A 10023-nucleotide genomic window follows, 5' to 3' on the forward strand; every position below is an offset into this window, starting at 1 on the left:
CATCGCAGGCAAGCCAGCTCCCACATTTGACCGTGCCCGCTGTAGATTTTGATCTTGATGTTGCCTTTGCTTCACACCACTCAAGCCGGCCTGTAGGCCGCTGTGCTGTTGATCTGCTTTTGATCTTGATCTTAGGCGCCCCGTTAAACCACGCTGGCCGAACGCAGGTAGTACGGAGCGGGTAAACCGGCAGGACGCCGGTTTAGCCGCGACGGGGCAGGGACGCCCCGTCGCGGCGGCCCGCGTAGTAATRCCGGAGTGAGGGCACACCGAGCATTAGCGAGGTGCCGAGTGGTGGGGCAAGAGCGTTTTGCTTACTTTTGCGCTTTTCAAAAGTGAGCCGCTGTAAGAGCGGAACCTATAGCAGCCGTTACCTAAATAATGGATATGTACTCAGCCCAGCACACACCAACAGAACCCTCAGCTCCCACATTAGACAGTCGCCATCGTTTGAGAACGCACCGGACTCATCGCCGCCATCGCCACCGAAGTCGCCGCCGTGCGCGTCTCCACCCCCAACTTCACATACACATGCTCCAGATGCTTGTTCACCGTCCTCGGGCTCAACCCGAGAATGTCGCCAATGTCCCGATTGGTCTTGCCACACGCCACCCAGCGCAGCACTTCCACTTCCCGTTCCGTCAATTGAAACCGCGCCGAGAGCAGCTTGTGCGCCGGCTCATCGTCCAGGGTGATCACGCTCGGCTGCCTCGCCGCCCGCGCCGACAGCAGAATCCGCGAGGTACGCAAATGCGCCGCCACCCGCGCCAGCACCTCATCAGTCTGGATCGGCTTGGTCACGTAATCACTGCCACCCACCTCAAACCCCTGCACCACATGCTTGCTGTCGGTCAGCCCGGTCATGAACACCACCGGAATGTCCGCGCTGGCCGGTTGCGCCTTGAGCCGGCGGCAGGTTTCAAAGCCGTCCAGGCCAGGCATCACCGCGTCCAGCAGGATCAGGTCCGGGCGCCGGCGTTGCACGCGGTTCAGCGCGCTGAGGCCGTCCAGCGCCACCAGCACCATGTAGCCGGCGTCGTCCAGTGCGTCGGAGAGCATCGCCAGGTTGTCCGGGGTGTCGTCGACAATCAGCACCACGCCGGGCTCAGCGCTGCGGGTCAAGGCATTCATCTTCGGCCTCCTTCAGGATTCGGTTGAGTTCTTCCAGGCGAAAGCTTTTCAGCAGTGCCCGAAGCTTGTTGATGAACGGCGTGGTGCCTGGGCTTTCCAGCACGATCGCGTCGAGCTTTTCATGCAGGCCACGCACGTAGCCGATGGCGCTCAGTTCGGCGAGCACGGCGAGGTCTTCGGCACTCGGCAGCACGCCCGGTGTGGCGACCGGCGCGACGATCGGTGTTCTGCGCCGCAGCCATTGCAGATCCAGGTGCAGTTGCAGGCGCCCGAGCAATTCCGGGGTGCGCACCGGCTTGGCCAGGTAGTCGTTGCAGGCGCTCGCGATGCTGCGTTCACGGTCGTCGGTAAACGCGTTGGCCGAGATCACGATGATCGGCGCGGTAGACAGCGCGTTACGCCGGATCATCCGGCTGGTGGCCCAGCCGTCCATGGTCGGCATCGACAGGTCCATCAGGATCAGGTCCGGCGACAGCAGCGCTACCTGGCGGATCGCCTCCTGGCCGTTACTCGCCTGTGACACCTCAAAGCCCAAGGGCGTGAGCATGCCGCTGAGCACCTTGCGATGGTCCACATGATCATCCACCACCAGGATGCGCCGCCGTTCGCCGTGGTAGCCGATGATGTCGTGCTCCACATGCACCACCGCCTGCGGCACCCGGACCTGGGACAGGAACAGCCGCACCTGGAAGCAGGTGCCTTTGTCCAGTTCGCTGACCACTCGCAATTCGCCGCCCATCAGCGAGGTGAGCATGCGGGTGATGGTCAGGCCGAGGCCCACGCCCTTGTCCTGGCGCATCAGGTCGCCGCGTTCGAACGGCTGGAAAATCCGCTCGATCTGCTCGGGTTCAATGCCGATGCCGGTGTCGATAATTTCGAAGTTAGCGGTCTCGCGCATGTAGCTGACCCGCAGGCGCACCTCGCCGCTGTCGGTGAAGTTGATCGCGTTGCCCAGCAGGTTGATCAGGATCTGCCGCACGCGTTTTTCATCGCCGCGCACCACGGCTGGGATCTTGCCCACGCAGTCCAGGCGAAAGCGCAGGCCCTTGTCTTCGGCCTGGGGGGTGAACATTTGCTCCAGGTCGTGGATCAGCTCCGGGAAGGGGATTTCGGTGAGTTCCAGGCGCAACTTGCCGGCCTCGATCTTGGCCACGTCCAGCAGGCCGTCGATCAGCGACAACAGGTGCGAGCCGCTGCGCAGAATGGTCGCCAGGGCGTCCTGGTGCTGCTCGGGCATGGCGCTGTCGCGCTGCAGGATCTGGGTGAAGCCAAGGATGCTGTTGAGCGGTGTGCGCAGCTCGTGGGACAGCCCGGTGACGTAGCGGCTCTTGGCTGCGTTCGCCGCTTCCGAGGCTTCCTTGGCCTGTTGCAGGGCCTGGTCGGTGAGGCTGTGGGCGGCGATCTCCTGCATCAGCAGCGAGGTTTGCCGGTCGGACTCTTCCTGGGCGACGCGCCGGCTTTCGCGGGTCAGCACCACCCACCAGGCGAGCACGGCAGCCAACACCGAGAGCGTGAGGAACGCCTTGAAAAACGCCTGGTACAAGGTTTGCGAATGGGGCAAGCCCTGGGCCGCCTGCATGTAGATCAGGGCCAGTGCCCCGGCCAGCATCAGCACCAGCGCCAGTAAGAAGCCGAGGTAGTGCGCCAGCCGGGTATGCAGGCGCGGCACCAACGTGGTCGGCAGCAACCAGCGCAATACGCCTTCGAACTGGCTGGCGAGGCGGGCGTGGGGTTTGCAGCGGTCGCCGCAGCGCGCATCCAGGGAGCAACACAGCGAGCAGATTGGCGTGCTGTAGGCCGGGCAGAACGCCATGTCGGCGGTTTCAAACGGGTTGCTGCACAGCCCGCAGATCACCAGGCCGGTGCCGGGTTGCGGGTGAATCAATTGTGCCTCGCTGCTGCGCGCAATGTAGTAGCGGCCCTTGGTCAGCCACGCCAGCAGCGGCGCCATGACCAGCGCGGTGCCCAGCGCGACAAACGGCGGCGCCGCCTGGGACAGGGCGCCGAACAGGCCGAAGTGGGCGAGGATCGACAGCAGCGAGGCAATCAGCATCGACCCGACGCCCACCGGGTTGATGTCGTAGAGGTGCGCACGCTTGAACTCGATGTGTTTGGGCGACAGGCCCAAGGGTTTGTTGATCACCAGGTCCGCCACCAAGGTGCCGATCCACGCGATGGCGATGTTGGCGTAGAGCCCCAGCACCTGCTCGATCACATCGAACACCCCCAGCTCCATCAGCATCAGCGCGATGGCGACGTTGAACACCAGCCACACCACGCGGCCGGGGTGGCTGTGGGTCACGCGGGCGAAGAAGTTCGACCAGGCCAGGGAGCCGGCGTAGGCGTTGGTCAGGTTGATCTTCATCTGCGAGATGAACACGAACAGCACCATCGCCCCCAAGGCCCATTCGGGGGAGGAGAACACGTAGCCGAACGCGACGAGGTACATCTGGGTCGGCTCAGCGGCGCGCTCCATGGGGATTTCATGTTGCAGGGCAAGGAAGGCCAGGAACGCCCCCGCGAACATCTTCAGGGCGCCCGGCACGATCCAGCCGGGCCCGGCGCATAAGAGCGCGGCCCACCAGCGTTTGCGGTTGGCAGCGGTTTTTTCCGGGAGGAAGCGCAGGTAGTCCACCTGTTCGCCAATTTGCGTGACCAGGGAAAGCGCCACGGTGCAGGCGGCGCAAAACGACAGCAGATTGAAGTCGCCGCCGTCGCTGCTGCGGCCGACGAAGCTGGTCCAGTCACTGAAGGCCTCGGGGTTTTTCCACAGTACGAAGCCGTAAGGCAGCACCAACAGCACCAGCCACAGCGGTTGGGTCCACAGTTGCAGGCGGCTGATCAGGGTCACGCCGTACGCCACCAGCGGGATCACCAGCAGCGAGCAAATCACATAGGCGATGGCCAGTGGGATATGGAAATACAGCTCCAGGGCCAGGGCCATGATCGCCGCTTCGAGGGCGAAGAACAGGAAGGTGAAGCTGGCGTAGATCAGCGAGGTGATGGTGGAACCGATATAGCCGAAGCCCGCGCCGCGGGTCAGCAGGTCCATGTCCACGCCATAGCGGGCGGCGTAATAGCTGATGGGCAGGCCGGTGAGGAAGATCACCAGGCTGATGGCGAGGATCGCCCAGAAGGTGTTGGTGAACCCGTAGCTCAAGGCCAACACGCCGCCGATGGCCTCCAGCGCCAGGAACGACACCGCGCCGAGGGCGGTGTTGGCAATGCGCAGTTCCGACCATTTGCGGAAGGATTTCGGGGTGTAGCGCAGGGCGTAGTCTTCCATGGTCTCGTCGGCGACCCAGGAATTGTAGTCGCGGCGGATCTTGACGATGCGCTGGGTGCCGGGGAGGGGGTGCACGGTGGAGAACTCCTGCAAGGATAAGGCGATGGCAGCAATATTCGTGCCCCATTTCTGTGGGGTGGGCTCTTTGTGGCGAGGGAGCCTGCTGTGGTGAGCGGGCTTGCCCCGCGCTGGGCTGCGAAGCAGCCCTGACCAAAGCCACCGCTTATCTTCAGACAAACCGAGCCGGCAGGTTTTGGGCCTGCTTCGCAGCCCAGCGCGGGGCAAGCCCGCTCACTACAGGCTGCTCGAAAATGGTGCGCAACGGCATACGTCAAATGACGTACCCCGTTACGTCAGGCTGCGTATACCCGCCGTGGCCACCTGCCGCCATGCTGAACCCCTCATTGCAGAGGAGTCGCCCCATGGAATCACGATTGATCCGCTCCAAACCGTTGTTAGCCTTATCACTGCTGGCGGCGAGTCTGTTCAGCCATGGCGTCATGGCCGATAACGATGGCCTGGCGGTGACGCCTACCGAAGTCACCGTCGGCCAGTTGCACTCGGCCACCGGCACCATGGCGATTTCCGAAACCGGTTCGATCCAGGCCGAACGCCTGGCCATCGAGCAGATCAACGCTTCGGGCGGGATTCTCGGGCGGCAGATCAAGGTGATCCAGGAAGACGGCGCGTCCGACTGGCCGACCTTCGCCGAAAAGGCCAAGAAACTGCTGGTCAACGACAAGGTGGCCGCCGTGTTCGGCTGCTGGACTTCAGCGTCGCGCAAAGCCGTGTTGCCGATCTTCGAGAAAGAAAACGGCCTGCTCTACTACCCGACCTTCTACGAAGGCCTGGAACAGTCGAAAAACGTGATCTACACCGGCCAGGAAGCCACCCAGCAGATCCTCGCCAGCCTCGACTGGATCGCCAAGACCAAGGGCGCCAAAACCTTCTACCTGGTGGGCTCGGACTACATCTGGCCGCGAACCTCGATGAAGATCGCGCGCAAGCACATTGAAAACGTCCTGCACGGTACCGTGGTCGGCGAAGACTACTACCCGCTGGGCAACACCCAGTTCGGTTCGCTGATCAATAAGGTCAAGCTGAAGAAGCCTGACGTGGTGTTCGCCGCCGTGGTGGGCGGCTCCAACGTGGCCTTCTACAAACAACTCAACGCGGCGGGCGTGAACGCGTCCAAGCAAACCCTGTTGACCCTGTCGGTGACCGAAGACGAACTGCTGGGCATCGGCGGCGAAAACATGGCCGGCTTCTATGCCTCGATGAAGTACTTCCAGAGCCTCGACAACCCGAACAACAAAGCCTTCGTGGAAGCGTTCAAGGCCAAGTACGGCAAGGACGCAGTCATCGGCGACGTGACCCAGGCGGCCTACCTCGGCCCATGGTTGTGGAAAGCGGCGGTGGAAAAGGCCGGCAGCTTCGACGTGGATAAAGTCGTCGCCGCGTCCCCAGGCATCGAGCTGAAAAACGCGCCGGAAGGCTACGTGAAGATCCACGAAAACCATCACCTGTGGAGCAAGTCGCGCATCGGCGAAGTGCAGCCAAATGGCCAGTTCAAGGTGATCTACGAGTCGGATCTGATCGAACCGAATCCGTTCCCGAAAGGCTACCAATAACCCTGGATCAGGCATTGATCTAACGGTTGGAACCGGGTTTGTGTGGGAGCTGGCTTGCCTGCGATGGCATCCCCTCGGTGCAACTGAATGACCGAGTCGCCTGCATCGCAGGCAAGCCAGCTCCCACATAAAAACACAGGCAAAAGCAGTCCGCATTTCAACCTCCCGCTCAGGAGACCATCATCATGGAATGGCTATCGGAATTTGGAGCCATCGCGGCGATGCAGGGGTTCAACGGCTTGTCCGTGTTCTGCGTGCTGTTGCTGATGGCATTGGGACTGGCAATCATCTTCGGCCAGATGGGCGTGATCAACATGGCCCACGGCGAGTTCCTGACCATTGGCGCCTACACCACGTACGTCTGTTCCAGCCTCACCGCGCACTTCGCGCCGAGCTTCCAGCCGTATTACTTTTTCTTTGCCATTGCCCTGTCATTTCTCGTCGCCGGCGCCGTGGGCTGGCTGGTGGAATGGGCAATGATCAGCCGTTTGTACAAACGGCCGCTGGACACCTTGCTCGCCACCTGGGGCTTGTCCCTGGTAATGCAGCAAACCTTCCGCTCGGTATTCGGCGCCCGTGAAGTGAGCGCTGAACCGCCGGCCTGGCTGATGGGGTCGGTGAACCTCACCGACGCTATCGAAATCCCGCGCAACGGCCTGTTCATGATGGGCCTGACCCTGCTGCTGACCGGGGCGATCTTCGTCATGCTCTACCGCTCGCGCTGGGGCCTGCAGGTACGCGCCACCGTGCAGAACCGCTTGATGAGCCGCGCGGTGGGCATCAATACGCGCAAGGTCGACCGCATGACCTTCGCCCTCGGTTGCGGCGTGGCGGGCGTGGCCGGTGCGGCGTTCACCACCATCGGCTCCACCGGGCCGACCGCCGGTTCGCAGTACATCGTCGACACCTTCCTGGTGGTGGTGTTTGGCGGCGCGCAAAGCCTGTTCGGCACCATCGCCTCGGCGTTCGTGATTGCCCAGACCCAATCGCTGTCGGAGTTTTTCCTCAGTGGCTCGATGGCCAAGGTGCTGACGCTGTCGTCGGTGATTCTGATCCTGATGCTGCGCCCGCAAGGGTTGTTCTCCATCAAAGTGCGCAAGTAGAGGCGAACCGATGAAGGCTTTAGACAAGCTGCTGGGCGGCCAGCAAAACCTGATCGGCATCGTGCTGCTGGCGGTGTTGATCCTCGTGGTGTTCCCGCTGACCCTGGACGCGTTCCGGCTGAACATGGTCGGCAAGTACCTGACCTACGCGTTCGTCGCGGTGGGCCTGGTGCTGTGCTGGGGTTATGGCGGGATTCTCAGCCTTGGGCAGGGCGTGTTTTTCGGCGTCGGCGGCTATTGCATGGCGATGTTCCTGAAGCTTGAGGCCTCGGACCCCGAGAGCACCAAGATCCAGTCCACCCCGGGCATACCGGACTTCATGGACTGGAACCAGATCACCCAGCTGCCGTGGCTCTGGCAACCGTTCCACAGTTTCTCGTTCACCCTGTTTACGGTGATCGCCGTGCCGGTGCTGCTGGCATTCATCATCGGTATGGCGCTGTTCAAGCGGCGGGTGGGCGATGTGTATTTCTCCATCGTCACCCAGGCGATTGCACTGATCCTCACGGTGCTGATCGTCGGCCAGCAAGGCCTCACCGGTGGCGTCAACGGCATCACCGACCTCAAGACCCTGCTGGGCTGGGACCTGCGCGGTGACGGGGCGAAGATGATCCTGTACTTCATCAACGCCGGGCTGCTGTTTGGCTGCATTTTCATCGGCCGCTTTATCCTCGCCTCGAAGCTTGGCCGGCTGTTGATGGCCATGCGCGACAAGGAAGAGCGGGTGCGGTTTTCCGGGTATGACGTGGCCAGTTTCAAGATCTTCGTGTTTTGCGTGGCGGCGGCGTTCTCGGCGATTGGCGGCGCGATGTTTGCCTTGCAGGTGGGCTTTATGTCGCCGTCGTTCGTGGGCATCGTGCCGTCGATCGAAATGGTGATTTTTGCCGCGGTCGGCGGGCGCATGTCGCTGCTGGGGGCGGTGTACGGCGCGTTGCTGGTGAACTACGGCAAGACCTACTTTTCCGAATCCTTTCCCGAACTGTGGCTGTACCTGATGGGCGGGCTGTTTATCGCCGTGGTCATGTACTTCCCCAACGGCCTGGCCGGGCTGTGGGACAGCCATGGTCGCCAGGCGCTGGCCAGACTGCTGCGCCGCCCACCGGTGGTAAACGTCGAACCGGCGAAGATCAAGCCCAAGGCTGAAGCCAAGATCCTGGAGACACAGCCATGACCGCCGTCGGTTTTGAAATGAAAAAACCCGTGTTGGCTATCGAAGGCCTCACTGTGTCATTCGACGGCTTCAAGGCCGTCGACAACCTCAACCTGTATATCGACCGCAATGAAGTGCGGGTGGTGATCGGCCCCAACGGCGCCGGCAAAACCACGGTACTGGACCTGATCTGCGGCAAGACCCGCGCCACCAGCGGCAGTATCCAGTTCGACGGCCAGGAACTGACCAAAATGCGCGAATACAACATCGTGCGGGCCGGCGTGGGGCGCAAGTTCCAGAACCCGTCGATCTACGAAAACCTGACGGTGTTTGAAAACCTTGAAATGTCGTATCCGGCCGGGCGCAAGGTGTGGGGCGCGCTGTTTTTCAAGCGCAACGCCCAGGTGATCGCGCGGGTCGAGGAAGTGGCCCGGGAAATCTTCCTCGGCGACCTGTTGCAACAGCAGGCCGACCTGCTGTCCCACGGGCAAAAACAGTGGCTGGAGATCGGCATGCTGCTGATGCAAGACCCCGAATTGTTGATGCTCGACGAGCCGGTGGCCGGCATGAGCGTCAACGAGCGGGCGCAAACCGCCGAGTTGCTCAAGCGCATCAGCCAGGGCCGCTCGGTGCTGGTGATCGAGCACGACATGGAGTTCGTCAAAAGCATTGCCCACAAGGTCACGGTGCTGCACCAGGGCAAAGTGCTGGCCGAGGGCAGCATGGAGTCGGTGCAGAGCAATCCGAAAGTCATTGAAGTGTATTTGGGCCACTGAGGAGTCGGGCATGTTCAAGATCGACAAACTGTCGTGCGGGTACGGGCAGAGCCAGATTCTTCACGACCTGGAGCTGAACGTGGCCAAGCGTGAGATCGTCGCGGTGATGGGGCGTAACGGGATGGGCAAGACCACGTTGTTCAAGAGCCTGATGGGTATTCTGCCGCAGTGGCAGGGGCAGGTCAGTGTGGATGGGCATGATGTGTCGAAGCTTGAAACCCATGAGCGGGTGGAGCGGGGGATTGCCTATGTGCCCCAGGGGCGGATGATTTTTCCCAGCATGAGTGTGTTGGAGAATATTCAGACCGGGTTGCCGGCTTCGGCTCGGGGCAGGGTGCCTGAGGATTTGTATGCGTTGTTTCCGGTGCTGTATGACATGCGTTCGCGCAAGGGTGGGAATTTGTCTGGGGGGCAGCAACAGCAGTTGGCGATTGCCCGGGCGTTGGCGACCAATCCGAAGGTGTTGTTGTTGGATGAGCCGACTGAGGGGATTCAGCCTTCGATCATCAAGGACATTGCTCGTACGCTTAAGGAGATTCGCAATTTGCGGGATTTGACGATTGTTGTTTCTGAGCAGGTGTTGTCGTTTACGTTGGAAATTGCTGATCGGTTTTTGGTGATTGAGAAGGGGAGGTTTGTGATCGAGGAAACTCGGGATCGGGTGGATGAGGCGACCATCAGTCGGTATTTGTCGGTGTGATTTGGCGGGGTGCATATCCGTTATTTGGGTAACGGCGGCTTAGGGTTTCGCTCTTACAGCGACTCACTTTGGAAAAGCCCCAAAGTAAGCAAAGGGCTCTGCCCCGCCTGTCGGCACCTCGCCTAGGCTCGGTGTTCCCTCACTCCGGCGATGCTCCGCGGGCCGCCGCGATGGGCCATCCTTGGCCCAGCGCGGCTAAACCGGCGTCCTGCCGGTTTACCCGCTCCGCACCACCTGCGTTCGGCC

Annotated in this window: 7 protein-coding genes; 5 read left to right on the forward strand and 2 right to left on the reverse strand. The window is 61.7% G+C overall.

The window, feature by feature from the left end; genetic code table 11:
- Positions 1 to 432 precede the first annotated feature (432 nt).
- Together P3C29_RS32365 and P3C29_RS32370 are read right to left on the reverse strand one after the other, a co-directional pair.
- Positions 433 to 1131, reverse strand: coding sequence for a response regulator (locus tag P3C29_RS32365; protein ID WP_275966444.1), 699 nt, complete (start codon positions 1129 to 1131; stop codon positions 433 to 435).
- Complete coding sequence (locus P3C29_RS32370) at positions 1106 to 4492, reverse strand: ATP-binding protein (protein ID WP_275966445.1); 3387 nt, start codon at positions 4490 to 4492, stop codon at positions 1106 to 1108. The genes P3C29_RS32365 and P3C29_RS32370 overlap by 26 nt, the downstream gene beginning before the upstream one ends.
- Before the next feature lie 347 nt (positions 4493 to 4839).
- Between P3C29_RS32370 and urtA the strand changes: the two genes are divergently transcribed.
- The 5 genes from urtA (at position 4840) to urtE (ending at position 9777) form a co-directional block, all read left to right on the forward strand.
- Positions 4840 to 6048: an urea ABC transporter substrate-binding protein gene (gene urtA / locus P3C29_RS32375; protein WP_010175253.1), complete on the forward strand. Its 1209-nt coding sequence runs from the start codon at positions 4840 to 4842 to the stop codon at positions 6046 to 6048.
- 185 nt (positions 6049 to 6233) lie between these two features.
- On the forward strand, positions 6234 to 7151 hold the full coding sequence (gene urtB, locus P3C29_RS32380; protein ID WP_169387756.1) for an urea ABC transporter permease subunit UrtB: 918 nt from the start codon (positions 6234 to 6236) through the stop codon (positions 7149 to 7151).
- A gap of 10 nt (positions 7152 to 7161) precedes the next feature.
- Positions 7162 to 8322 carry an urea ABC transporter permease subunit UrtC gene (gene urtC, locus P3C29_RS32385; RefSeq protein WP_275966446.1) on the forward strand — a complete coding sequence of 387 codons (1161 nt, stop codon included), beginning with the start codon at positions 7162 to 7164 and terminating at the stop codon, positions 8320 to 8322.
- On the forward strand, positions 8319 to 9077 hold the full coding sequence (urtD, locus tag P3C29_RS32390) for an urea ABC transporter ATP-binding protein UrtD (protein ID WP_003218258.1): 759 nt from the start codon (positions 8319 to 8321) through the stop codon (positions 9075 to 9077). Before urtC ends, urtD begins: the two co-directional genes overlap by 4 nt.
- A gap of 10 nt (positions 9078 to 9087) precedes the next feature.
- Complete coding sequence (gene urtE / locus P3C29_RS32395; protein WP_010175249.1) at positions 9088 to 9777, forward strand: urea ABC transporter ATP-binding subunit UrtE; 690 nt, start codon at positions 9088 to 9090, stop codon at positions 9775 to 9777.
- Positions 9778 to 10023 lie beyond the last annotated feature (246 nt).

Origin of the sequence: Pseudomonas sp. 1912-s (assembly GCF_029269205.1) — a bacterium.
Taxonomy (GTDB): domain Bacteria; phylum Pseudomonadota; class Gammaproteobacteria; order Pseudomonadales; family Pseudomonadaceae; genus Aquipseudomonas.

Bases quoted from the DNA above. Each gene is read 5' to 3' on its own strand.
- urtD (WP_003218258.1), top strand. From the start codon at position 8,319: ATGACCGCCGTCGGTTTTGAAATGAAAAAACCCGTGTTGGCTATCGAA.
- urtE (WP_010175249.1), top strand. From the start codon at position 9,088: ATGTTCAAGATCGACAAACTGTCGTGCGGGTACGGGCAGAGCCAGATT.
- urtA (WP_010175253.1), top strand. From the start codon at position 4,840: ATGGAATCACGATTGATCCGCTCCAAACCGTTGTTAGCCTTATCACTG.
- P3C29_RS32365 (WP_275966444.1), bottom strand. From the start codon at position 1,131: ATGAATGCCTTGACCCGCAGCGCTGAGCCCGGCGTGGTGCTGATTGTC.
- urtB (WP_169387756.1), top strand. From the start codon at position 6,234: ATGGAATGGCTATCGGAATTTGGAGCCATCGCGGCGATGCAGGGGTTC.
- urtC (WP_275966446.1), top strand. From the start codon at position 7,162: ATGAAGGCTTTAGACAAGCTGCTGGGCGGCCAGCAAAACCTGATCGGC.